The following is a 22585-nucleotide window of genomic DNA, read 5'->3' on the forward strand; positions in this document are numbered from 1 at the left end:
CACTCACCTTGTGAAGAGCGTGATGGGGTTGACGATGTCCGCGGTGGCGGTGAGCAGGGTGAACGCGCCACCGATAAGGATCACCGCGTACGTGATGGGCATCAGCTTGAGGTAGTCGACCCGGCCCGGGTCGCGCCGGCCGATCCGGGCGTAGAGCCAGGAACGGGCCCGTTCGAACCAGGCGATGGCGATGTGGCCGCCGTCCAGGGGCAGCAGCGGCAGCAGGTTGAACACGCCGACGAAGAAGTTCAGCGAGATGAACAGCAGGACCAGCAGCTGCCAGACGCCGTTCTCCAGGGCTTCGCCGCCGAGCCGGCTCGCGCCGACGACGCTGATCGGGGTGTCCTTGTCCCGCTCGCCGCCGGTCACGGCGGTCCACAGGGCGGGCACCTTGTCGGGGATGCGCTTGAGTGCCTCGTAGGTGCCGACGGCCAGGTCCTTGGTGTAGCCGGCGGTGGCCGGGATGGCCTCGACCGGGCCGTAGGTGACGTTCGCCGGGACGCCGGGCGGGAGCATCGGCCCGGCGACGCCGAGGGCGGAGACGGTGACCGGGGCGCCGTCCGGGTCGTCCAGCGGCTTGCGCTGCACGGCGGCGAGGTCGGCCCGGACCTGGCCGGCGACCCCGTCGCGCTCGTAGCTGATCGTCGCCGGCTGGCCCGGCGGCAGGTCACGGACGGTCTTGACCAGCGCGGCGTAGTCGGGGACGGCGACGCCGTTCACCGCGACGATCTTGTCGTCGTCGCGCAGCCCGGCCTGTTTGGCGGGGCTGACCGGGTCTCCGGGGGCGCACTCGCGGACCGCGTCGGTGGGGACGACGCACTCGACGACCTTGACGTGCGCCGGGAGCGGGTTGGGCAGGTCCTTGTTGGGCAGGCCCATGAACATGGCGGCCAGCCAGATCGCGACGATGGCAAGCGCGAAGTGGGTGACCGAGCCGGCGGACATCACGATCGTCCGCTTCCAGACCGGGTAACGCCACATGGCCCGCTTCTCGTCGCCCGGCTCGACGTCGTCGTCCTGCGGCGTCATCCCGACGATCTTGCAGAACCCGCCGAGCGGGATGGCCTTGAGGCCGTACTCCGTCTCACCCCGGCGGAACGACCAGATGGTCGGCCCGAAGCCGACGAAGTAGCGGGTGACCTTCATGCCGAACGCCTTGGCGGTCAACATGTGACCGGCCTCGTGCAGGCTCACCGAGATGAGGATCGCCAGGGCGATCACCACCACCCCGAGCAGATAGAGCATCAGGCTTCCTTCCCCGACCCCGAGATGATCTCCTGCGCGTGCGCGCGCGCCCACGATTCGGCGGCGAGCACGTCCTCGACGGTACCTGGTTCACCGAAATCGGGGGCCTCCTCCAACACCCGCCCGAGGGTGTCGACGATGCCGAGGAACGGCAGCCGTCCGGCGACGAACGCCGCGACGCACTCCTCGTTGGCCGCGTTGTAGACCGCCGGGCGGCAGCGGCCCGCCTCGCCGGCCGCCTTGGCCAGCGCCACCGCCGGGAACGCCTCGTCGTCGAGCGGGGCGAACTCCCAGGTGTGGGCGGTGGTCCAGTCGACGGCGGTGGCGGCGTCGGGCACCCGGTCGGGCCAGCCGATGCCGAGCGCGATGGGCAGCCGCATGTCCGGCGGGCTCGCCTGGGCCAGGGTCGAGCCGTCGACGAACTCGACCATCGAGTGGATCACCGACTGCGGGTGCACCATCACGGTGATGTCGGCGTAGGGCACGTCGAACAGCTCGTGCGCCTCGATCACCTCCAGCGCCTTGTTGACCATGGTGGCCGAGTTGATCGTGACGACCGGCCCCATGTTCCACGTCGGGTGGGCCAGCGCCTGCTCCGGGGTGACAGCGGTCAGCTCGTCGCGCCGCCGCCCCCGGAACGGTCCGCCGCTGGCCGTGACCACCAGCCGCCGTACCTCGCCCCGGGTGCCGCCGCGCAGGCACTGGGCCAGCGCCGAATGCTCCGAGTCGACCGGCACGATCTGCCCCGGCCGCGTCACCGCGGCCCTGACCAGCGGGCCGCCGGCCACCAACGACTCCTTGTTGGCCAACGCGAGGGTACGACCACAGCGCAGCGCGGCCAGCGTCGGCGCGAGCCCGAGCGACCCGACCACCCCGTTGAGGACCACGTCGCAGGGCCACCGTGCCAGTTCCGTCATGGCGTCCGGACCGGCGATGATCTTCGGTAGCTTGAATTCCCCGGTGGCCCAGCCGCGCCGGCCCGCCTCGGCGTAGAAGGCGAGCTGGAGGTCCTGCGCGGCGGACGCCTTCGCCACCCCGACCGCGTCCACGCCCAGTTCGAGCGCCTGGGTGGCGAGCAACTCGACGTTGCCGCCGCCGGCACCGAGTGCCACCACCCGGAACCGGTCGGGGTTGCGCCTGACGATGTCGATCGCCTGGGTGCCGATCGAACCGGTGGAGCCGAGCAGTACGAGGTCCCGGGGAGTTGTCACCCGGCCATTCTGCCCCGTACCCGCTGAGCGCCGGCTGGGAGCCTCACCCCTCGACGTCGCCCTCCGTGCCCGCCTCCTGCCCCACCGGTTCCGCCTCCTCGCCGAGAGGTGCCGCTTCGTCCAGCAGCTCGGCCGGGTCGACCGAGAATGCGAACGGCTGTGTCATGACGAACGTCGTCCCCGCAGCAGCAGCGGCCGTCGGTCGATACTCCCCGTCGGTCAGCTCGTAGAGCGCCAGGGTGGGAACCCGGTTGCGCAGGTCGACCCGGAGGAAGAAGGGAACCCCGGCGGCGTACTCCGGGGGGCGGTCGATCACGCCGGGACCTGCGACCTGGGACGGGCCGATCTCGCCGAGCAGCACCGCCGCCTCCACCGGCATGGCTCGTCGGCCCTTTCCCGGTTGTCGCAGCACCGCGAGGTGCGGAACCAGAAGATCATCCTGTGCAGTCAGGTTCACCGACCAACCCACCCACCACCCGTGGGGCCGGCAAGCTCGGCTGATCAGATACGCCAACTCCCGCTGGGCGGTCCGCTGGTCGTAGTCGCCATCGGGTGAAATGACGACACTGCCGCGAAGCACCTCCACGCGGGCGCCGTTGTGGGGCGGCACAAGGTCGAGCGCCCGCCGCGCCGTCCATGCCTCGTTGCGCTCCCACAGCGCCTTGTCGTGCCTGGCCCTCATCGCCGCAACCTGCCTCCGGGAACGCTGCCCTGCCCACGAGGTAGGTCGACGCGAACTGCGGGCGACAGGGGCCACCCTCACCCAACATCCGTCAGGGCAGTCGCACAGTAGGTGCGACCGACACCGACGAAGAGTGGAAGCGTGCCCCGTCGGACCGCCCGGTCAGAGCACCCACCGATTCCACTCAACTCCCGATGGGGACCATGCATGTCCGATCTTGACCACACCCCCGAACAAGCGGCCCGAGAGTCCGGCCTCCGCGAGGTTTCCGAAGCGCTGCTCAACATCGAGCAGGCGATCAAGCGGACCGAACGGGCGAAGCGCAAAGTCTCCATGACCATTGGCTGCGACGACCTGGCCCGGATGCTCGACACCGCCGCCCGCAACCTGGAAATCGCTCGCAAGGACCTGTTTCAGGGTGCCTACTTCTCGGCGGACTCCCCGAAGCTCTTTTGATCCGGCGCAACGACGAGCGGATCCGCTACGGGCGGTCGGTGAGGGTGCCCACCCTGGCTGCGACGACGAAGCCGGTCCAGGCGGCAGGGGCGAAGGTCAACACCGGCCCACCCCGGTCCTTGCTGTCCCGCACCCCGACCATCAGCGGCAGATTCGTCGCCACCTCCACACACGTGGAGCCACCGTTGTCGCTGCGGGTCGACTTACGCCAGATCGCGCCGGTCAGCTCCATGACTACCCAACTCCTGTACGAAATCCCGGGACAACCACGCGGACGGCCCGTTCACACTGATACATCAACGCCGTCAGGCAGCGACGAGTCGGTCACTGGCGGACGCCGAGGGTGCCCGCCCTGGTCGCGGCCACGAAGCCGGCCCAGGCGACGGGTGTGAACGTCAACACCGGGCCACGCCGGTCCTTGCTGTCCCGCACCCCGACCACCAGCGGCAGATTCGTCGCCACCTCCACACAGGTGGCACCGCCATTGTCGCTGCGGGTCGACTTGCGCCAGATCGCGCCGGTCAGCTCCATGACTTCGCCAACTCCCGTATCAGCTCCCGGGAGGCCCGCCGGGGCAGCGCCTCGCCCCGCAGGTTCTCCCACCTGCGTTGAAGGCTATCAACGTCATCTGGACGATCGGTGACCTGCGCTCGCAGTGGGGTGTCCAGGTGCGCGACCTCGCCGCCCTCGGGCGTGCGAGCCAGGATGAACGGTCCGGCCAGGCCGGCATGCATACCGGCATCCGCTGGCACCACATGCACGCTGATGTGTGCGTGTTCAGTCAGCCGCAGCAAATGCTCGAACTGCCCGATCATGACCGCCGGCTCACCGACCGCCCGACGAAGGACCGCCTCGTCAACCACGGCCACGAATTCCGGTGGAGGCTCCCGCTCCAGCACGGACTGTCGCTCCAGACGCGCTGCGAGTCGCTGCTCGGTCTCTCCCTCCCGTAGCATTCCACCACCGTGCAGCACGGCACGGGCGTACGCCTCGGTCTGCAACAGACCCGGGATGAGGGACGGCTCGAACCAGCGGATCAGCGTCGCCTCCCGCTCCACGCTGATCCATTCCCGGAACCAGGGTGGGGCGGAGTCGGCGCGGACCAGGGCGAGCAGCCGTTCGAAGAGGCCGCCGGCCGCCAGGGCGGCGTCCGCGCGGGTGATGAAGTCCTGCGAGGGCGTACGGTGGCCGATCTCGACCATGCCCACCAGCGACGACGAATAGCTGATCTGTTGGGCCAGGTCCTCCTGGCTCAGCCCGCGTTCCCTGCGCGCCCGGCGCAACTCCGCGCCGAGGAATTCCAGGGTCGACATCCGTCCACCGGTCATCACACCTCCACCACACGTCTGCCACCCGCCGCCAGCGACGACCACGGGACCGAACCCGGTCGGCACAGTCGATGCTGAGACCCCGCGCCCCCTTCAGAAAGTAGCCGCGTCCACAGCAGAGTGTGAACAGGCTTACGGAAGGAGCAGGTGGATGGGAAAACGTGACAGGCCGGTGCCGGTGACGCCACGGCATCGCCGGGACTGGTCCCGCTGGGGTCGGCACTGCACCTGTGGGCTGCGCTGGCCGTGCCCGGACCGGCTGGCCGCCGTACCGCTGCGGGAACCGCCACCGCCCCCGCTGCCGGCGCACCGCCGACACCTGTGGAACGGTCCCACCGCCGTCTACCGGGTGGGCGCGGCGGGCCTGGTCACCCGGGGCCAGGCCCGCCGGGCGAACGGCCGACACCGGTGACCCCACCGACGGGCGGCGCACGGCGCGGGCGACCGGCGTCGGCCGTGACGCCGCCGGACGACGCACGACGGGAACGGTCGCTGTCGGCGGTGACCCCGCCGACGGACAGTTCATGGCAGGGGCGGCCTGCACCGGTGACCTCGTCGGAGGGTGACGCGCGGCGCAGGTGGCCGGCGGCCGTCCGGCGGGACGGCTCCGGTCGGCACGTCGCCGCGCGGCCCGCCTGGCGGTGCCGGGCCTGTGCCGCCCCGTGGCCGTGCCAGCCGGCCAAGCTGAGCCTGCGGCGGGAGTACGCCCACGACCGGCCGGCGCTGGCCATCTACCTCTGCCTGCTGATGCACGACGCGATCACCGATGCGTTGACGGTCGGCACCGGCACGGTCGACCCGGCCGCCTACTTCACCCGGTTCATCGGGTGGACCCGCCACGACCGGCCACCACCCGACCCGCCGTCCAGGTCGTCGCCCGCAGCCGCGCCCGTCGACGCGGGTTGATCGACACAAGAGGGCCGAGGTGGGGGTGTCCTCGCCGACCGGACACCCCTACCTCGGCCCCACTGTGTCGATCATCGCCCCGGGACCGGGCCGGGGACGACGGTCAGGCGTAGGTCTCGAACTCGGCGATCTTCGGGGTGGCAGCAGAGCTGTTGATCCGGAAGGTGACCTTCTTCAGCGAGGTACGGGCGAAGGTGATCACCCCGGCCCGGCTGCCGGAGGCCAGCACCGCGCTGGTGTCGCCGTTGAGCACCTGCCACGAGGTGACGCTGCCGACCGAGCCGGACGCCTCCCGAATGTTGATCGAGGAGATGCTGGTGGCGGAGCCCCACTTGATCGAGATGTCACCGGTCGACCCGGCCGGCGACCAGTAGGTGCCCAGGTTGCCGTCCCGGACGTCGCCGTAGCTCGTACCGCTGGCCTTGCTGGAGCCGTCGGCGCCGGCGCCGATGCTGAGGTTGGTCCCGCCGGGGGTGCTGGTGGGCGGCGGGGTGGTCGGGGCCGGCGTGGTCGGGTTCGGGGTGGTCGGGGCCGGGGTGGTCGGGTTCGGGGTGGTCGGCGTGCAGCTTCCGTTCGACTCCTTGAGACCCATGTTCGCGCCGGCCGTCTGCCGGACGATGTCCGGCACGCAGCTCGCCCCGTCGAGGCGGTACGAGTACGGGATGCTGACGCTGGTGTTCGACGGCATACCCGGGCCGGCGGGGTTGGTCTCGCTGCCGGGGCTGGACCAGGTCACGTTGTCCAGGATGTTGCCGCTGGCCTGCCAGTAGCCGGCCTCGCTGGTGTAGAAGGTGCCCAGCACGTCCCGGGAGTTCTTGAAGTAGTTGTTCTCCACCTTGGCCCGCGCGCCGGCCCGGGAGTTGATCCCCGACTCGTTCAACTGCACGTACGAGTTGTTGTAGGCGTGCGCGATCCCGCCCCGCAGCAGCGGCGTACGGGAGTCGATGTTCTGGTAGAGGTTGTGGTGGAACGTGATGAAGCCGTTCCCCCGGTCGCTCTCGCTGGAGCCGATCAGGCCGCCCCGGCCGGAGTTGCGCAGGACGCTGTACGACAGCGTCACGTACTGGACGTCGTCCTTCATGTCGAACAGCCCGTCGTAGCCCTCCGACTCACCACCGGATGCCTCCAGCGTGACGTGGTCGACCCAGACGTTGCGCACGCTGCTCTCCATGCCGATGGCGTCCCCACCGTTGGAGGTCGGCGAGCCCGACTTCTTGACGTTCCGGACCGTCACGTTCTGGATGATGATGTTGCGGGAGTCGCGGATGTGGATGCCGAGCTGGTCGAAGACCGCCCCGCTGCCGACCCCGACGATGGTGACGTTGCTGATCTCCTTCAGCTCGATCTTGTCGGCGGCGGTGTTGCAGCTGCTGCCGGAGACCTTCGTGGTGTTGCCGTGGTTGATGGTGCCCTGCACCTCGATGACGATCGGGGTGCTGCTGCTGGCCCGGTTGCACAGTGCGGCGTGGATCGCGGTGCCGGTGGTGGCCCGTACGGTCTGGCCGCCCGCGCCGCCGGTGGTGCCGCCGTTCTGGGTGGCGTAGCCGCTGGCGCTGCCGGCCGCCGCCGACGCCTGGTGCACCGGCAGGGCCACGCAGATCGCGGCACCGACGGCGGCCGTGGCCAGCCCCGCCTGGACTCGTCGTGCAACTGGTCGTCTCATCCTCGCGTCACCTTTCTCATTACCTGGTGGTGGTGCCGCTGCCGGGTGGTGTGGTGCCCGGTCGGGCGGCGGTGATGACGGTGATCCTGTTGGACCTCTGCGCGCCGGGGACGGGCCGGGCGTTCGCGGCCGTCAGGCGGAGTCGCCGGCCGGCCAGGGGTGTCTGCGCCGGTGGTCGGGTCGACCCGCTCGCCGTGCTGCCGCGCACGGCGAACTGGTGCCTGCGGCGGCAGCGGAACTCGCCGGGGCACCCGCACTGAGCATCTGGAAAGCGCTTTCCACAGGCGAGGATAGGGTGGCATCTATCGATACCGCAAGATGTCGTCCGGATTGCGGCTAATGACCGCCCGACCGCCGGCCAGTCCGCTAGTGATCCACTCGCTGGGGCCGATGTTGCGCCATCCCGGCGCCATGACACCGCAACATCGGCCCAGTTGACCCGATCACGGCCGGCGCACGGGCATGACGCGGGATCGTGATGCGTGGCGGCGGGCGACAGGGGGAAGAACATCGCGATGGGCGACGCATGGCAGCGTACGAAGCGGATCACCAGCGCCGCGTTCCGGCCGGTACGGGGACGGGACCTCTCCCTGCACGCCGCCGCGATCACCTTCTACGGGGCGATCGCCGTGGTGCCGGTTGCCCTGCTGGCGATCTGGCTGACCTCGCTGGTGGCGGGCGCGGACCGGGTACGCCGGCTCACCGCGTACGCCGTGGAGACGCTGCCGGACGCGATCGGTGCGCCCGAGGCGGTGGACGCGCTGGTCAATGCCGGGGTGCAGTTGACCCCGCTGCTGGCGCTGGCCTCCCTGCTGCCCGCCTCGCTCTACGGTGAGGGGCTGCGCCGGGCGTTCGTCTCGGTGGCGACCGCACCCAACCCGGACGAGTCACTGGTCGGCTGGCGGGGCCGGTTGCTGCTGCTGCCGCTGCTCGCCCCCGCCCCCGCCCTGCTGCTGTCGATCCTCATCGCGCTGCCCACCACCACCCGGCTCATCCGGCAGGGCGGCTGGGTCGCCGCACTGGGCATCGTGCTGTCGTTCCTGGCGGTGTGGCTGGTGCTCACCCCGGTGCTGACGTGGGTGTTCCGGGTGGTCGGGCCGGCCTCACCGGACTGGCTGTCGACGTTGGCGGTCGGCTCGTTCACCGCCGCCAACCTCTCCGGCTTCCTGCACGGCTTCGTGCTGTTCTGCTCGCTCCCGCTGGATCTCGGGGTGCCGTTCGGCGGCTTCGACCCGGTCGGGGCCGGCGTCGCGGTGCTGCTCTGGCTCTACCTGTTCCACGTGATCGTGCTGGCCGGCTACTCGGCCACCCTCGCGTTGTCCCGTTGGCGGGTCGGCCGCGCCGCCGCCTCCGGGTCGGCGTCCGGCTCCGAGGCGTCGGGGGTGGGTGACGCCGCCGGATCGTCGGTCTCGCGCAGGCCGTAGCGGGCCCAGAACCGGGCCAGGGGTGCCGGGGCCCACCAGTTCCACCGGCCCAGCAGCCGCATGGTGGCCGGCACGAGCAGCGCCCGGACCAGGGTCGCGTCCACCACGATCGCCACGATCATGCCAACGCCGATCAGCTTGATGTAGGCCATCCCGCCGGTGGTGAATCCGGCCACCACGATGATCAGCAGCAGCGCGGCGGCGGTGATGATCCGACCGGTGCGTTGCAGACCGGTGGCGACCGAGGCGGTGTTGTCGCCGGTGCGGTCCCACTCCTCCCGGACCCGGCTGAGCAGGAACACCTCGTAGTCGGTGGCCAGCCCGAACAGCACCGCGAGCATGAGGATGAGGTTGCTCGGCTCGATGAACCCGGTGGAGGTGAAACCGAGCGGGCCGGACAGGTGCCCGTCCTGGAAGATCCAGACCACCACGCCGAACGACGCGCCGATCGACAGCAGGTTCATCAGCACCGCCTTGACCGGCAGCACCACCGAGCCGAAGGCGAGGAAGAGCAGCAGCAGCGTCGCGCCGGCCATCAGCAGGGCCATCCACGGCAACCGGTCGCCGAGGCTGTCCAGCAGGTCGACGTCGGCGGCGGGCCGGCCACCGACGAGCACCTGCGCCCCGTCCGGGCCGGGCAGGTCGCGCAGCGTCCGCACCAGGTCCCGGGCGTCGTCGCCGGTCGGCTCCCCCGGGTAGCTCACCGACAGCAGGGTGGACTCCCCCTTCGCCGCCGTGACCTGCACCCCGGTCACCCCGGGCAGCGCCGCGATCCGGTCGGCGAACGGGCGTACCGCCTCGGCCGACGCGCCGGAGACCAGCACCTCGACCGGGGCGATCGTGCCGCCGGGAAACTCGGCGGCGATCCGCTCGGAGACCACCCGGGGTGCGGCGTCCGCCGGCAGCACCCGCTCGTCGACCCCGCCGAAGGTGATCCGCGCGAACGGGGTGGCCAGCACGCCGAGCAGCACCGCGACCCCCACCAGGTACAGCGCCGGCCGGCGCATCACGCTGCGCGCGATCCGGGCCCAGGCGCCGCCGGCCGCACCCGCCGCCGGCCGCCCACCCCGCGTCCCCCGCCGCCACGGCAGCGGTACGCGCACCGCGTCCACCCGGTGGCCGAGCACCACCAGCAGGGCCGGCAGCACGGTGAGCGCCGCCAGCATGGCGATCAGGACGGCGGCCATCCCGCCGAAGCCCATCGACCGCAGGAACGGCTGCGGGAAGATCAGCAGGCTGGCCATGGCGAGCGCGACGGTCAGCCCGGAGACGAAGACGGTCCGGCCGGCGGTGAGCATGGTGCGGCCGATCGCCTCGGCGACGGACCGGCCGGCGGCCAGTTCCTCCCGGAACCGGCTGACGATGAACAGCGCGTAGTCGACCGCCATCCCGAGGCCGATCAGTGTGATCACGTTGATCGCGAAGATCGACACGTCGGTGACCATGTTGACCAGGCGGACCGCGAGGAACGCGCCGAGGATGGCCAGCCCGCCCACGAGCAGCGGGGTGCCGGCGGCGACCAGCCCACCGAAGATCAACACGAGCAGCACCAGCAGCACCGGCATGGACAGCAGCTCGGCGCGGGTGACATCCTCGGTGCTCTGGGTGGTGGCCGCGTCCTGGAACGCCACCAGCCCGCCGACGTCGGTGCGCAGGCCGGGTGCGTCCAGCGCGGGACGCAACGCCGCGAACTGCGCCGAGCGGGCGTCCTCGTCGCCGCCGGTGAGCTTGACCAGCGCGTAGGTGGCCCGGCGGTCGGTGGCGACCAGCGCGGGCGCGGGCGCGTCGTACCAGGTGGTCACCTCGGCCACCTCGGCGCGCTGGCGCAGCCCGGCCACCGTGAAGGTGACCGGGTCACGGAACCGCGGGTCCTCGACGGTGACGGTGTCGCTGGACCACAGGACGATGACGTCGGCGCCCTGCCGACCGAGTTCGGCGGTCACCCGCTGCACGGTCCGGGTGGACTCGCTGGACGGGTCGTCGAATCCGCCCCCGCTCAGCTCGCCGAACACCCCGGTGCCCCACGTCGCCCCGACGGCGATCAGCATCCCGGCGACGGCCAGCACCACCCACCGGGCGCGCACCACCGCCCGCCCCCACCAGGCGAACATCGGCCTCTCCCCTCGTCGACCCGCCGACCCGCCGACCCGTCGTCACCCGCCTCCGGGCCGCCCGGCCGGCGTCGGCCCCGCAGCGATCGCCGTCCACTATTGCAACAACCGTTCACGTTCGACGGGCCGGGCCGGCCCGGGCCGGTCGCCGCCGGGTGCCGGAGCGGGCGGGGCACCGCTTCCCGTGGTGACCGGTATGCCTGTGGGTCATATTTATGCCGCTCAGGCATACCGTGTTTCGCGCCTGATGCTGCCGACACCCGCTCGCCCCGGGTCAGCCGGACCCCGGCCCGGGTCAGCAGGCCGACCCGGATCAGCCGGGCGGCCCGCGACAGCCGGTCGAGGCGGCATACTTCACGCCCCGCGCCGCACTAGGCTGCGCAGGCATGAGCGATGCGAGTGAGCTGCCGTCCCGTGCCGACGTCGTGATCGTCGGATCGGGGCACAACGGGCTGGTCTCCGCCGTCCTGCTGGCCCGCGCCGGGCTGGACGTGCTGGTGCTGGAGGCGGCGGAGGTGATCGGCGGGGCCACCCGCACCGAGAACCCGTTCCCGAAGGTGCCCGCGCTGCGCCACTCCACCGGGTCGTACCTGCTGGGGCTGATGCCGCCGGAACTGCTCGCCACCCTCGACGTGCGCATCCCGGTGCTGCGCCGCGACCCGCACTACTTCCTGCCCACCCCGGGCGGGCCCGGTGCGCCGTACCTGCTGTTCGGCAGCGACACCGCGGCGACCCGGCGGCAGCTCACCGAGTTCTTCTCCCCCGCCGACGTCGCCGCCGACGACGCGCTCCAGGCCGAGCTGGCGCAGCTGCGCGCCGACCTGGCCCCGGCCTGGCTGGCCGAGCCGCTGCCGGTGGAGCAGACCGCCGAACGCCATGTCCGCCCCGAGCTGCGGCAGGTCTTCGTCGACCTGGTCCGTGGTTCCGTCGCCGACTACCTGGCCCGCTTCGACTTCCGCTCCGAGCTGCTGGTCAGCATGTACGCGGTCACCGACGGACTGTCCGGCCTCAACGCCGGCCCCGACGACCCCGGCACCGGCCACAACTTCCTGGTGCACAACATGTGCCGGCTGCCCGGCGCCGACGGCACCTGGATGATCGCCGAGGGCGGGATGGGCACCGTCTCGCGTACCTTCGCCGAGGCCGCCCGGTCGGCCGGGGCGACCATCCTGACCGGTGCCCGGGTCGACGCCGTCACCCTGTCCGGGGGCGCGGCGTCGGGCGTCCGGCTCGCCGACGGTCGGGAGGTCGCCGCCGAGGTGGTGCTCGGCGCGTGTGACCCGTACCGGCTGATGGAGCTGGTGCCCGACGGCGCGCTGCCGGCGGAGCTGGGCGCGCGGATGGCGGCGGTCCGCCGGCCCGGCACCACCCTCAAGCTCAACCTGGCGCTGACCGGGCTGCCCCGCTTCTCCTGCCTACCGGCCGACGCGCCCAGCCCGTTCGGGTCCACCATCCACCTGCTGCCCGGGTCGGCGTCGATGGTCGGGGCGGGCGGCGAGTCGCCGATGGCGGCGCTGCGGGCGATGTGGGCCGACGTGCGGGCCGGGCGGCTGCCCGACGAACCGACCATCGAGTGGTACCTGCACACCACCGTCGACCCGTCGCTGTCCGACCCGGCCGGGCACCACTCGTCGGCGCTGTTCGTCCAGTCGGTGCCCTACACGCTGGCCGGCACCGACTGGGACACCGCGCTGCCCGGCTACGTCACCCGGCTGGTGGAGATCTGCGAACGGTACGCCCCGGGCACCGGTGACCTGATCGCCGACGCGGTGCCGCTGCCCCCGCCCGGCATCGAGGCGCACTTCGGCATCACCGGCGGGCACATCCACCACGTCGACAACACCGTCTCGTTCACCGATCGGATGCCGTACGCCACCGGCATCGACGGCGTGTACGCGGGCAGCGCCGGCTGCCACCCGGCGGGCAGCGTGATCGGCGCGGCCGGCCACAACGCCGCCCGACGTATCCTCGCCGACCTGGGCCGCTGAGACCCGACCGGCCCGGTCCCCGCTCAGGCGGGGGCCGGGCGGGAGGACGGCAGGTCGCCCGGGCCCCGGATCAGGTAGAGCCCGGTGAGCAGGAAGTACGCCGCGAGGCTGAGCACCGGGTCGACGAAGGAGATGCCGAACGCGACGACGTACAGCACCGGGCCGAGCAGGAACCGGCGGGCCACGGCGCGGGCCAGCCGGGGGTCCAGCCCCGGGTCGAGCAGCCGGCGACGGCGGGCCCACCACCAGCTCAGGTTGAAGAACAGCGCCTCACCGAGCACCGTGCCCACGTAGAGCGCGGCGGTCAGCCGCTGGTCGGCGACGGTGCCCCGCAGGTTGTCGGCGAGCAGGCTGGCCGCGAACGGGATGGCCGCGACGAACAGCAGCAACAGCAGGTTGAGGACGAGCAGCATCTGGTCGACCCTGACGACGTAGCGCCACATGTTGTGGTGGGTCAACCAGACCTGCCCGACGATCACGAACGTGATCACGTACGCCAGGTAGGCGGGCCACTCGTGGAACAGCGCCCCGGGCAGGTCCTGGCCCTCGGGCCGCTGCGGACTGAGTTGGAGCAGCTCCACCGCCATCAGGGTGAGCACGATCGCGATCACCGCGTCGCTGAACGCCTCCACCCGCGACGCGTCGCGCTCCTTCTCCCGCCGCTCCCCGAACTCGTACGCCGCCCCCTCTTCCTCCTCCCCCACCCTCACCCCCTCCCTCCATGACTGTGTCGATCATGGAGTTGTGATGCCCGGGGTGTACCGGTTCAAGGCCTTTGCGGCCCAGCACAACTCCAAGATCGCCGGAAACGGGGGGTGGGTGGGGGTGGGTCAGGGGGTTTGGGTGCGGGCGGCGCGGATCTTGTGGCCGACGCTGGTCAGGCAGCGGCCGGACGGCAGGTCGAACTTCCAGCCGTGCAGCTGGCAGGTGAGCTGGTCGCCCTCGACGATGCCGAACCGGGTCAGGTCCGCCTTCAGGTGCGGGCAGCGGCGTTGCACCACCCAGTCGCCCAGGGTGATGTCCTCGGCGTCGACGGCCCGCTCGTGCTCGTCGTACCAGCCCTCGGCGTACTGGAGGCGCTCGGTGGACAGGCACTTGAAGAAGGCGTAGACGAACTCGTTGTACTGGCCGATCCGGGCCGCCGAGAAGCGGCAGGACAGGAAGAGCGAGTTGACCCAGTCGACCTCGTCGATGAACAGCAGGTGCTCGATCAGCGCCCGCTCGGTACGGAACCGGTACCGCACCTTCTCGTCCGCGTACGGCCGGACCTGCTTGCCCGGGAAGTCCACCACGATCGACTCGACGCTCTCGCCGTCATAGCCGACCAGATCGAAGCGGACCGGGCCGCCGACCCCCTTGGCCAGGTAGATCGACTCGTCGAGCAGCGGCTCGATCCGGCGCTTCATCCCGGCCAGCACGTCGATCTCAGGGTGCCGCCAGGACGCCTTCTCGGCCTCGATGACGCCGCGCTTGCGCTCCCGCATCTCCTCCAGGTGGGCCCTCTTGTTCGCGAAGAACTCCTTGACCGGCTGCGGGTGGGTGGTGGTCGCGCCGGAGGTGGTCACCTCGGCGACGCTGCCCGGCAGCAGCACGATGCCGTTGGTGCCGCCGACCTTCGCGTACTCCGACAGGAACACCGACTGGTCCGGGAAGATGTTGCCCTCGTCGCCGTGGATGTCGTTGAACTGCCACAACGCGTCGTCGAGGAAGCACGGCGGGCCGGCGATCGGGAAGACGTGGTCGGCCTTGAGGTCGTCGATGTAGCGCCAGGTCCGGTCGAACTGCCGCTCCCGCTTCTGCTTGCCGAACGCGGTCTTCGCCGCCTGCGGCAACTCGTAGACCATCGGGTACCAGATCGCGCCGGAGAACTGGAGCAGGTGCGCGTGCACGTGGCCCAGCTCGGCGAAGACGGTCAGGTCGGTGGGGCGGGCGTCGTTCTGGTTGAGTAGCCGGACCCCGTCGTACTCCACCCAGAGCGACGAGTCGCCGATCGGGCCGTCGGTCGGGCTGGTCAACGCCTGGATCATGATCTTCAGGCCACCGTCCAGCTCAACCACCTGCTCGTTGGGGGCGCGCAGGAACTTCGTGAAGCCCAGCGCCCGCAGCTCGTCCTCCATCTCCGAGGTGGGGAACTCGGGCAGCAGGACGGTGGCGTCCTTGCTCACGAACTCGCGCAGGTGCTTGGCGTCGAAGTGGTCCCGGTGCAGGTGCGACACGTACAGGTAGTCGACCCGGCCCAGGGTCTCCCAGTCGAGCAGGGAGTTGTCGGGGAACGGGAACCACGAGGCGAAGTAGGCCGGATTGACCCACGGGTCGCACAGGATGCTGCCCGCAGCCGTGTCGATCCGCATGCTGGCGTGTCCCGTACCGGTCACTCGCACCGCAGTCCCCCTCAAACAGACAATCAAGGTGTACGTCAGAACGCTACCGGAGGCAGTGTGGTCGACGGCCCGCGACGCCGGTAGAGCCGACCCGCCCCACCGGGAAGGGGACCTTCGGCCCGGATGCCGCCCCGGTCGGCCAACCCCACCCGGTGGCGTGGTCCTGTGCCGCACCGCGCCCCCAGCAGGGCGGACCCCGCACCGGGCCCGGGGCGGGGCGTGCCAGACTAACCGGAGATCCGATCGCGAGGGAAGGACCGACAGTGGCAGGAAGCGAGCCGGTAACCGCGCCAGATCAGCACAGGCCCGGGCACCGCAAGGCCGGGCGGATCGGCGCGGTGCTCTCCGCGTTGGCGCTGCTGGCGATGCTGTGCGGCAACCACGAGGGCAAGGTCGAGGACATCTGGCTGGTCGGCCTGGCCGTGCTGTTGCTGGCGATCGTCGTCGGCGACGCCGTGCTGCGTCGCAGCGGCCTGCGCTCCTGACGCACCGCCCCCGCAACGCCACGAGGGCCCACCCCCGGCCGGGGGTGGGCCCTCGTCACGTGTGGTGGATCACCGACCGAACAGGATGTCCTGCACGTCCTTCAGGGCGGCGTCGACCTCGGCCTCGAAGTAGCCGCCCGGCACCAGCGGAAAGCGCAACGTGTCCAGGTCCTTCGGGTTGACCGGCATCTGGTTGCGGCCCTGCATCCCACCGAGCAGGCTCTCGAAGAACCGGTCCACCTGGTCCGGGTCGTATCCGCTGCCGAACCGGCGCACCTGGAAGCTGCGCCGGATCTGGTCGACCCGGTACAGCTCGCTGCCCGGCGGGCCGGCCATCGGCGGACCCACCATCGGCGGGCCACCGACCGGAGGGCCCATCGGCGCGGGCGGGCCACCCAGCGGCGGGCCACCCAGCGACTGCGGCGGCATCGGCGGCGGGCCGACCGGGCCCCGGCCACGCATGTCCCGGGGGTCGCGGTCCAGCATGGGGTCCCGCTCAGGCATCCGGTCCCGCTCAGGCATCCGGTCGTACTCGGGCATCCGGTCGCGGTCCAGCATGCGGTCCCGCTCCAGCATCCGGTCCCGGTCGGGCATCCGGTCCCGCTCCGGCATCCGGATCTCGGCGGTCATGTCGGCACGGCCGTGCCGACCCGCCTCGAACCCGTCGAAACGCTGCTCGTCGGGGGGTGGTCCGTAGCCACTGCCCGGACCGGCCGGCAGGCCACGCGGCGGCGGGCCACCGTGCCCCATCGGCGCACCCGGACCGGGGCCCAGCGGTCCGCTGGGGCCCGGTCCCAACTGGCCGCGCGGGGCGTCGTACCCGCCGCGCGGGGCGTCGTAGCCACCGGCGAAGGCACCGGTCGGCTCGTCGTAACGGCTGCCGTACCGGTCGGGTGGGCCCGGCTGCGCCGGCATGGCGCGCGGCGGCATCGGCGGCGGGGTCTGCGGGAGGCCCCGGTGGTCGTCACGCATCGGCGGGGCGAGCCGGTCCGCGCCGCGCGGATCGGCACCGCGACCGGTCGGGGCGGACCGTTCCTCAAGCTCGGCCAGCTGCCGCTCCACCCGGTCCAGGTGCAGGTCGACCTGCCACTCGTCGTAACCGTTGAAGCGGACCCGGAAGACGACGTCGTGGACCTCCTGGGAAGCCACCGGGGCACCGACCGGCTGACCGGCGAGGGTCGCCTCCACCCGATCCAGGAAGGCGTCGACCTCGTCGACCTTGTAGCCCCGGCGGAGCGCCTTACGCCGGAAACGCTGACCCTGACTCGCCACTATGTCTCCTGGTCTCGTACCGCTACGCCCGGTCGCGCCCGCGCGGCGCTTCGCTGTCACTGTCCCCCGCGGCAGCCAACTGCCCGCACGCACCGTCGATCTCACGCCCCCGGGTGTCACGCACCGTGGTGGACACGCCGGACTCGCGTAACCGTCGGACGAACTCCCGTTCCACCGGCTTGGCGCTGGCGTCCCACCGGCTGCCCGGCGTCGGATTGAGCGGGATGAGGTTGACGTGCGCCGACCGTCCGGCCAACAGGCGTCCGAGCAGGTCGGCCCGCCACGGTTGATCGTTCACGTCCTTGATCATCGCGTACTCGATCGACACCCGACGGCCCGTCGTCGCCGCGTAGTCCCACGCTGCGTCCAGCACCTCGGCTACCTTCCAGCGCTGGTTGACCGGCACGAGTTCGTCGCGCAGCTCATCATCGGGCGCATGCAGCGACAACGCAAGGGTCACCGCGAGGTCTTCGCTGGCCAGTCGGCGGATGGCCGGCACCAGACCGACCGTGGAGACGGTGATGTGACGCTGCGACAGACCCAGCCCCTCCGGGGCCGGCGCGACCAGCCGCCGGATCGCCGTCACGACCCGGGAGTAGTTCGCCAACGGCTCACCCATGCCCATGAACACGACGTGGGACAGCCGGGGCGGCGAACCGGCCACCGCGCCCGAGGCGGCGACGCCGGCCAGGTAGACCGCCTGGTCGACGATCTCGGCGGCGGAGAGGTTACGGGTCAGCCCGGCCTGGCCGGTGGCGCAGAACGGACAGGCCATGCCGCACCCCGCCTGGCTGGAGATGCAGACGGTGACCCGGTCCGGGTAACCCATCAGCACGCTCTCCACCAGCGAACCGTCGTGCAGCCGCCACAGCGCCTTGCGGGTGGCGCCGTCGTCGCAGGCCAGCTCGCGGACCGGGGTGAGCAGCCGGGGCAGCAGCGCCCCGGCCAGCCGGTCCCGGCTGGCCGCCGGCAGGTCGGTCATCTCGGCCGGGTCGCGGACCAGCCGGCCGAAGTAGTGGTGGGAGATCTGCCGGGCCCGGAAGGCCGGCTCGCCCAGCTCGGTGACGAGCGCCCTACGGCCCGGCAGATCGAGATCGGCCAGGTGCCGGGGAGGCATCGCCGGGCGGCGGCCGGGGGCGTCGGGGTCAACGGGGATCACAGGCAGGCTCGTCATGGCTGGTCCAGTCTGTCACGCCGTGTGCCGCAGCCGCCCGTCCGGAGGTGCCGAATCGGCCCCCACCGCCGGGACCGCCCGGGTGGCACGGCGTGATTCATCCCTCAGCCCACCACCGGTACGAGGACCGCCAGCAGCAGATAGGCGGTGGGTACGGCGAACAGGATCGAGTCCAGCCGATCCATCAGCCCCCCGTGCCCCGGCAACAGGCTGCTCATGTCCTTCACGCCCAGATCCCGTTTGATCATCGACTCGGCGAGGTCACCCAGCACCGCCGCCACCGAGACCGCCACCCCGAACAGCGCCCCCCACCAGGGGGCCACGTCGAAGAGCAGCCAGATCAGCAGGGCGCTGCCGACGGCCGCGGCGACGACCGAACCGGCGAACCCCTCCCAGGACTTCTTCGGGCTGATCCGGGGTGCCATCGGGTGCCTGCCGAAGTTCGCCCCGGCGGCGTACCCACCGGTGTCGGAGAGCACCACGCCGGCCACGGTGACCAGCACCCGCAACGGGCCGTCGCCGGGGGCCGCCGCGAGCATCGCCGCGAAGCCGCCCAGGAACGGCACGTAGACCGCGATCAGGGTGGCCGCGGTGATGTCCCGTTGGAAACCGGCCGGGCCGTCACCCAACCGCCAGACCATCGTGCCCAGCACGGTGACCAGCAGGCCCAGGCTCAACGCGTCCGGGCCGGCGAACCAGGCCAGCCCGATGGTGAGCACGCCACCGGCGAGCAGCGGCACCAGCGGCGGACGGGCGCCGCTGCGCCGGACCGCGCGGGCCATCTCCCAGATGCCGACCCCGATCGCGCCGGCCAGCACGGCCAGGAACCCGGGGAGGAAGAAGAAGAGCGGAACCAGGACCAGCGCACCGAGCCCCAGCCCGACCCCGATCGCGGCCGGCAGGTTGCGCCCGGCCCGGCCGGTCGACGGCTGGGGCGTGGCGGGGCGCTCGGCGCTGGCCCGCCGCCGACCCGGGGACCGCCGGCCGGGCGGTGGCTCCTGCGGGTCGGCGTCGACCTCGGGCCGGGCGGCGTCGTCGGCGCGGACCGGGGTGAACGGCGAGGTGACGACGGCGTCGACGCGGACCGGGGGCAGCTGGGCGGTCGGGGCGTCGTCGTCGCGGACCGGGGGCAGTTGCGAGGTCGGGGCGTCGTCGTCGGCGTACGGCCGGCCGGCCACCGGCGGGTCGTAGGGACCGTCAGGCGACTCGTCGTGCCGGCGGACGGGCGGTCGGGGCGGGGCCTGCGGCACCGCCGACAGGTCGGCGCCCGACTGCCGGGGGGACCACGGTTCGACCTCACGGTCCGGCCAGGGCAGCGCCGGGGGACGGTCGGACCGCTCCCAGCCACGGGGTCCGGTGCCGCTGTAGGGGTCGAGGGGGGACATCACGTACCGGACGACGGTACGAGTGCCACCACATGACGCAAGACCACAACCATCCCCTACCCGCGTGACTACTTCGGTTGACCGGCCCGACGGCCGATCGATCCCCGCCGTTCACCGCCCGGTGGCCGGGAATCGTGCCGAGCCTACTGCACGGGCCGGCCGGGCACGGTGGACGCCGGGCCCGGTTGGCCAGCGATGGCGTCCACGCCGCCCGCCCGTCGGTCCCGTCCCGCCGGCCCGTCACCGCGCGGAGACGGCGGGTTCCGCGTGTGGTGCGCCCCGCAGACCGGCGCACCGGGCGACCGGGGAGACGGTCCCCGCCACCGGCACCTCCCCGCCGCAGCCACCTGCAACGACGGCGGCACCCCCGACGACGGCGGCACCGGAGCGACGCCGCCGTCAGGCGGTGCCGCGCCGGTGCCGTGGTGGCCGGGGGATCAGACCTCGAGCAGCTCCGACTCCTTGTGCTTGACCAGTTCGTCGACGGTGGCGACGTACCGCTGGGTCAGGTCGTCGAGTTCCTTCTCGGCGCGGCGGCCGTCGTCCTCGCCGACCTCGCCGTCCTTGACCAGCCGGTCCAGCTCTTCCTTGCCCTTGCGGCGGACGTTGCGGACCGCCACCTTGGCTTCCTCGCCCTTGTGCCGGGCCACCTTGATCATTTCGCGGCGGCGTTCCTCGGTCATCTGCGGGAGCAGGATGCGCAACTGGTTGCCCTCGTTGTTCGGGTTCAGCCCGAGGTCCGAGTCGCGGATCGCCTTCTCCATGGCGTTGATCTGCGAGTTGTCGTACGGCTTGATGATGACCATGCGCGGCTCCGGCACCCCGATGGACGCCATCTGGGGCAGCGGGGTCGGCGTTCCGTAGTAGTCGATGATGACCTTGGAGAACATGGCGGCGTTGGCGCGACCGGTACGGATGGCGCCGAACTCCTCCTTGGCGTGCTCGACCGCACGCTCCATCTTCTCCTCGGCCTCGAGGAGGGTGTCGTCGATCACCGGTCTCCTCGCCTCCTTCTGTTGCTCGTCGTGGGCTGATCTGCTGCTCTGGTGCGGAGGACCGCTGCGGTGGCCGGCGGGATCGGTCAGGCGGTGATCAGCGTACCGATCTTGTCGCCGCCGACGGCCCGGATGATCGTGTCCTCGCCCTGGGCGCCGAAGACCAGCATCGGCAGCCCGTTCTCCATGCAGAGGCTGAACGCCGCCGCGTCGGCCACCCGCAGGTTGCGGCGCAGCACCTCGGAGAAGGTGATCGAGTCGAACTTGCTGGCGTCCGGGTCGATCCGCGGGTCGGCGCTGTAGACGCCGTCCACGCCGTTCTTGCTCATCAGCACCACGTCGGCGCGGATCTCCAGGGCCCGCTGGGCGGCGACCGTGTCGGTGGAGAAGTACGGCATCCCGGCGCCCGCGCCGAAGATGACCACCCGCCCCTTCTCCAGGTGCCGGATCGCCCGCAGCGGAATGTACGGCTCGGCGACCTGGGCCATCGTGATCGCGCTCTGCACGCGCGTCTCGATGCCCTCCTTCTCCAGGAAGTCCTGCAACGCCAGGCAGTTCATCACCGTGCCCAGCATGCCCATGTAGTCGGCGCGGGCCCGGTCCATGCCGCGCTTCTGCAACTCCGCGCCCCGGAAGAAGTTACCGCCGCCGACCACCACGGAGACCTGCACACCACGTCGTACGACGGTGGCGATCTGCCGGGCGATGGCCTGCACGACGTCCGGGTCGACACCGATCGCCCCACCGCCGAACACCTCGCCGGAGAGCTTCAGCACCACTCGGCGGGCACGGCCGGGCGGCGGTGCCGTCGGGTCGTCCGCCTCCAGGCTCCGGTCGTTCACAACCTGTGTCATCCGCCCCGCCCTTCCCGCGCGCACGTCGACCGCGCCGCGTCACCGCGTACCTGCCCGTTGCCGACCCTATGTGACGAGGAGGCCGCGGTGCCTGTCACGTACACCAGCGGCCTCCTCGTCGACGTTGCGTGCCCGTCCGGGCGCGGTGGTCGCGCCCGGTCCGTGGGCGGCTCAGGCCTGGCCGACCTCGAACCGGACGAAGCGGGTCACCTCGATGCCGGCCTCGGCCAGCACCTGCTTGACGGTCTTCTTGTTGTCGGCGACCGACGCCTGCTCGATCAGGACGTAGTCCTTGAAGAAGGCGTTCACCCGGCCCTCGACGATCTTCGGCAGGGCCGCCTCGGGCTTGTTCTCCTCGCGGGCGGTCTGCTCGGCGATGCGCCGCTCGGACTCGACGACGTCGGCCGGCACCTCGTCGCGGGTGACGTACTTCGGGCGCATCGCGGCGATCTGCATCGCGGTGCCCCGGGCGTCGGCGTCGGCGGCCTCGTCGGTCTTGCCGGTGTACTCCACCAGCACGCCGACGGCCGGCGGCAGGTCCTGGCTCTTGCGGTGCAGGTAGACCGCGACGGTGCCGTCGAGCTTGGCGAAGCGGTTCAGCACCAGCTTCTCGCCGATCTTGGCGGACTGCTCCTGGACCAGGTCGGCGACGGTCTTGCCGTCCAGCTCGGTGGCGAGCAGTTCCTCGGCGGTGCCGACTCCGCTGCGCTCACCGTGCTCGACCAACTGCTGGGCCAGGGCGACGAAGGCGTCGGTCTTGGCCACGAAGTCGGTCTCGCAGTTGAGCTCCAGCAGCGCCTTGCCCGAGTGCGCGATGAGGCCGTTGGCGGCGGTCCGGCCGGCCCGCTTGCCGACGTCCTTCGCGCCCTTGACGCGCAGGATCTCGACGGCCTTGTCGAAGTCGCCCTCCGCCTCGGTGAGCGCCTTCTTGCAGTCCATCATGCCGGCGCCGGTGAGGTCGCGGAGCTTCTTGACATCCGCGGCGGTGAAGTTGGACATGACTCTCTCTTCGGTGTTGAGACTGC

22 protein-coding genes and 1 pseudogene are annotated in these 22585 nt (G+C 71.6%); 7 read left to right on the forward strand and 16 right to left on the reverse strand.

The genetic code is table 11. From position 1 onward, the window contains the following. Positions 1 to 3 precede the first annotated feature (3 nt). The 3 genes from ACN260_RS22020 to ACN260_RS22030 are packed head-to-tail and all read right to left on the reverse strand — an operon-like array spanning position 4 to position 3138. On the reverse strand, positions 4 to 1245 hold the full coding sequence (locus ACN260_RS22020) for a M50 family metallopeptidase (RefSeq protein ID WP_422752842.1): 1242 nt from the start codon (positions 1243 to 1245) through the stop codon (positions 4 to 6). Beyond that, entirely contained in the window at positions 1245 to 2456 is a 1212-nt protein-coding gene (gene dxr / locus ACN260_RS22025; protein WP_422752843.1) for a 1-deoxy-D-xylulose-5-phosphate reductoisomerase, read from the reverse strand. Before dxr ends, ACN260_RS22020 begins: the two co-directional genes overlap by 1 nt. A gap of 43 nt (positions 2457 to 2499) precedes the next feature. Continuing rightward, positions 2500 to 3138: a Uma2 family endonuclease gene (locus tag ACN260_RS22030; RefSeq protein ID WP_422752844.1), complete on the reverse strand. Its 639-nt coding sequence runs from the start codon at positions 3136 to 3138 to the stop codon at positions 2500 to 2502. Positions 3139 to 3345: 207 nt separating this feature from the next. Between ACN260_RS22030 and ACN260_RS22035 the strand changes: the two genes are divergently transcribed. Next, a complete protein-coding gene (locus ACN260_RS22035; RefSeq protein ID WP_422752845.1) occupies positions 3346 to 3594 on the forward strand; it encodes a hypothetical protein in 249 nt (82 codons plus the stop codon). A 25-nt stretch (positions 3595 to 3619) separates the two neighbouring features. Here the strand turns inward: ACN260_RS22035 and ACN260_RS22040 are convergent, their stop codons facing one another. The 3 genes from ACN260_RS22040 to ACN260_RS22050 all read right to left on the reverse strand — a co-directional run bounded on the left by ACN260_RS22040 (position 3620) and on the right by ACN260_RS22050 (position 4907). Then, positions 3620 to 3826, reverse strand: coding sequence for a DUF397 domain-containing protein (locus ACN260_RS22040; RefSeq protein ID WP_422752846.1), 207 nt, complete (start codon positions 3824 to 3826; stop codon positions 3620 to 3622). Between the two features lie 92 nt (positions 3827 to 3918). Beyond that, positions 3919 to 4125 carry a DUF397 domain-containing protein gene (locus ACN260_RS22045; protein WP_422752847.1) on the reverse strand — a complete coding sequence of 69 codons (207 nt, stop codon included), beginning with the start codon at positions 4123 to 4125 and terminating at the stop codon, positions 3919 to 3921. Further along, complete coding sequence (locus tag ACN260_RS22050; protein ID WP_422752848.1) at positions 4116 to 4907, reverse strand: DUF5753 domain-containing protein; 792 nt, start codon at positions 4905 to 4907, stop codon at positions 4116 to 4118. Before ACN260_RS22050 ends, ACN260_RS22045 begins: the two co-directional genes overlap by 10 nt. Positions 4908 to 5073: 166 nt before the next feature. Between ACN260_RS22050 and ACN260_RS22055 the strand changes: the two genes are divergently transcribed. Both ACN260_RS22055 and ACN260_RS22060 read left to right on the forward strand, forming a co-directional pair. After that, entirely contained in the window at positions 5074 to 5334 is a 261-nt protein-coding gene (locus tag ACN260_RS22055) for a hypothetical protein (protein WP_422752849.1), read from the forward strand. A gap of 134 nt (positions 5335 to 5468) precedes the next feature. After that, positions 5469 to 5828, forward strand: a complete 360-nt coding sequence (locus ACN260_RS22060) for a hypothetical protein (protein WP_422752850.1) — start codon at positions 5469 to 5471, stop codon at positions 5826 to 5828. Positions 5829 to 5931: 103 nt separating this feature from the next. On the opposite strand, the gene ACN260_RS22065 is transcribed toward ACN260_RS22060, so the two are convergent. Further along, positions 5932 to 7491, reverse strand: a complete 1560-nt coding sequence (locus tag ACN260_RS22065; RefSeq protein WP_422752851.1) for a pectate lyase family protein — start codon at positions 7489 to 7491, stop codon at positions 5932 to 5934. 26 nt (positions 7492 to 7517) lie between these two features. Here ACN260_RS22065 and ACN260_RS22070 point away from each other — a divergent pair, with 26 nt between their 5' ends. After that, complete coding sequence (locus ACN260_RS22070; RefSeq protein WP_422752852.1) at positions 7518 to 7751, forward strand: hypothetical protein; 234 nt, start codon at positions 7518 to 7520, stop codon at positions 7749 to 7751. A gap of 255 nt (positions 7752 to 8006) precedes the next feature. Further along, positions 8007 to 8915, forward strand: a complete 909-nt coding sequence (locus tag ACN260_RS22075) for a YhjD/YihY/BrkB family envelope integrity protein (RefSeq protein ID WP_422752853.1) — start codon at positions 8007 to 8009, stop codon at positions 8913 to 8915. Between the two features lie 29 nt (positions 8916 to 8944). On the opposite strand, the pseudogene ACN260_RS22080 reads toward ACN260_RS22075, so the two are convergent. After that, positions 8945 to 11026, reverse strand: a pseudogene (locus tag ACN260_RS22080) (MMPL family transporter); the annotation flags it as partial. A gap of 386 nt (positions 11027 to 11412) precedes the next feature. On the opposite strand from ACN260_RS22080, the gene ACN260_RS22085 reads away from it, so the two are divergent. Next, positions 11413 to 13014 (forward strand): phytoene desaturase family protein, encoded by a 1602-nt coding sequence (locus tag ACN260_RS22085; RefSeq protein ID WP_422752854.1) that lies wholly within the window; start codon positions 11413 to 11415, stop codon positions 13012 to 13014. 23 nt (positions 13015 to 13037) lie between these two features. Here the strand turns inward: ACN260_RS22085 and ACN260_RS22090 are convergent, their stop codons facing one another. Together ACN260_RS22090 and ACN260_RS22095 are read right to left on the reverse strand one after the other, a co-directional pair. Further along, positions 13038 to 13718, reverse strand: coding sequence for a TMEM175 family protein (locus ACN260_RS22090; RefSeq protein WP_422752855.1), 681 nt, complete (start codon positions 13716 to 13718; stop codon positions 13038 to 13040). Between the two features lie 126 nt (positions 13719 to 13844). Then, entirely contained in the window at positions 13845 to 15395 is a 1551-nt protein-coding gene (locus tag ACN260_RS22095; RefSeq protein ID WP_422752856.1) for a Rieske 2Fe-2S domain-containing protein, read from the reverse strand. Positions 15396 to 15658: 263 nt separating this feature from the next. On the opposite strand from ACN260_RS22095, the gene ACN260_RS22100 reads away from it, so the two are divergent. Further along, positions 15659 to 15880 (forward strand): DUF2631 domain-containing protein, encoded by a 222-nt coding sequence (locus ACN260_RS22100; protein ID WP_088645513.1) that lies wholly within the window; start codon positions 15659 to 15661, stop codon positions 15878 to 15880. A 69-nt stretch (positions 15881 to 15949) separates the two neighbouring features. Here ACN260_RS22100 and ACN260_RS22105 read toward each other — a convergent pair whose 3' ends face one another. The 6 genes from ACN260_RS22105 to tsf all read right to left on the reverse strand — a co-directional run bounded on the left by ACN260_RS22105 (position 15950) and on the right by tsf (position 22559). After that, a complete protein-coding gene (locus tag ACN260_RS22105) occupies positions 15950 to 17152 on the reverse strand; it encodes a DivIVA domain-containing protein (protein WP_422752857.1) in 1203 nt (400 codons plus the stop codon). Between the two features lie 22 nt (positions 17153 to 17174). Continuing rightward, positions 17175 to 18326 carry a 23S rRNA (adenine(2503)-C(2))-methyltransferase RlmN gene (gene rlmN / locus ACN260_RS22110; RefSeq protein ID WP_422752858.1) on the reverse strand — a complete coding sequence of 384 codons (1152 nt, stop codon included), beginning with the start codon at positions 18324 to 18326 and terminating at the stop codon, positions 17175 to 17177. A 104-nt stretch (positions 18327 to 18430) separates the two neighbouring features. Next, positions 18431 to 19711: a phosphatidate cytidylyltransferase gene (locus ACN260_RS22115; RefSeq protein WP_422752859.1), complete on the reverse strand. Its 1281-nt coding sequence runs from the start codon at positions 19709 to 19711 to the stop codon at positions 18431 to 18433. A gap of 437 nt (positions 19712 to 20148) precedes the next feature. Then, positions 20149 to 20706, reverse strand: a complete 558-nt coding sequence (gene frr, locus ACN260_RS22120) for a ribosome recycling factor (RefSeq protein WP_204923838.1) — start codon at positions 20704 to 20706, stop codon at positions 20149 to 20151. 86 nt (positions 20707 to 20792) lie between these two features. Then, entirely contained in the window at positions 20793 to 21560 is a 768-nt protein-coding gene (gene pyrH, locus ACN260_RS22125; RefSeq protein WP_088645508.1) for a UMP kinase, read from the reverse strand. A 171-nt stretch (positions 21561 to 21731) separates the two neighbouring features. After that, positions 21732 to 22559, reverse strand: a complete 828-nt coding sequence (tsf, locus tag ACN260_RS22130; protein ID WP_422752860.1) for a translation elongation factor Ts — start codon at positions 22557 to 22559, stop codon at positions 21732 to 21734. Between the last annotated feature and the right edge of the window lie 26 nt (positions 22560 to 22585).

It is taken from the genome of Micromonospora sp. WMMD708 (genome assembly GCF_049315245.1).
In the GTDB taxonomy this organism is placed as follows: domain Bacteria; phylum Actinomycetota; class Actinomycetes; order Mycobacteriales; family Micromonosporaceae; genus Micromonospora; species Micromonospora wenchangensis.

What these genes read in the sequence shown, in the direction of transcription:
- ACN260_RS22065 (WP_422752851.1), bottom strand. Translation starts at nt 7,491, where the DNA reads ATGAGACGACCAGTTGCACGACGAGTCCAGGCGGGGCTGGCCACGGCC.
- ACN260_RS22075 (WP_422752853.1), top strand. Translation starts at nt 8,007, where the DNA reads ATGGGCGACGCATGGCAGCGTACGAAGCGGATCACCAGCGCCGCGTTC.
- ACN260_RS22020 (WP_422752842.1), bottom strand. Translation starts at nt 1,245, where the DNA reads ATGCTCTATCTGCTCGGGGTGGTGGTGATCGCCCTGGCGATCCTCATC.
- ACN260_RS22115 (WP_422752859.1), bottom strand. Translation starts at nt 19,711, where the DNA reads ATGTCCCCCCTCGACCCCTACAGCGGCACCGGACCCCGTGGCTGGGAG.
- ACN260_RS22035 (WP_422752845.1), top strand. Translation starts at nt 3,346, where the DNA reads ATGTCCGATCTTGACCACACCCCCGAACAAGCGGCCCGAGAGTCCGGC.
- ACN260_RS22050 (WP_422752848.1), bottom strand. Translation starts at nt 4,907, where the DNA reads ATGTCGACCCTGGAATTCCTCGGCGCGGAGTTGCGCCGGGCGCGCAGG.
- tsf (WP_422752860.1), bottom strand. Translation starts at nt 22,559, where the DNA reads ATGTCCAACTTCACCGCCGCGGATGTCAAGAAGCTCCGCGACCTCACC.
- ACN260_RS22045 (WP_422752847.1), bottom strand. Translation starts at nt 4,125, where the DNA reads ATGGAGCTGACCGGCGCGATCTGGCGCAAGTCGACCCGCAGCGACAAT.
- ACN260_RS22055 (WP_422752849.1), top strand. Translation starts at nt 5,074, where the DNA reads ATGGGAAAACGTGACAGGCCGGTGCCGGTGACGCCACGGCATCGCCGG.
- rlmN (WP_422752858.1), bottom strand. Translation starts at nt 18,326, where the DNA reads ATGACGAGCCTGCCTGTGATCCCCGTTGACCCCGACGCCCCCGGCCGC.
- ACN260_RS22030 (WP_422752844.1), bottom strand. Translation starts at nt 3,138, where the DNA reads ATGAGGGCCAGGCACGACAAGGCGCTGTGGGAGCGCAACGAGGCATGG.
- pyrH (WP_088645508.1), bottom strand. Translation starts at nt 21,560, where the DNA reads ATGACACAGGTTGTGAACGACCGGAGCCTGGAGGCGGACGACCCGACG.
- ACN260_RS22085 (WP_422752854.1), top strand. Translation starts at nt 11,413, where the DNA reads ATGAGCGATGCGAGTGAGCTGCCGTCCCGTGCCGACGTCGTGATCGTC.
- ACN260_RS22040 (WP_422752846.1), bottom strand. Translation starts at nt 3,826, where the DNA reads ATGGAGCTGACCGGCGCGATCTGGCGTAAGTCGACCCGCAGCGACAAC.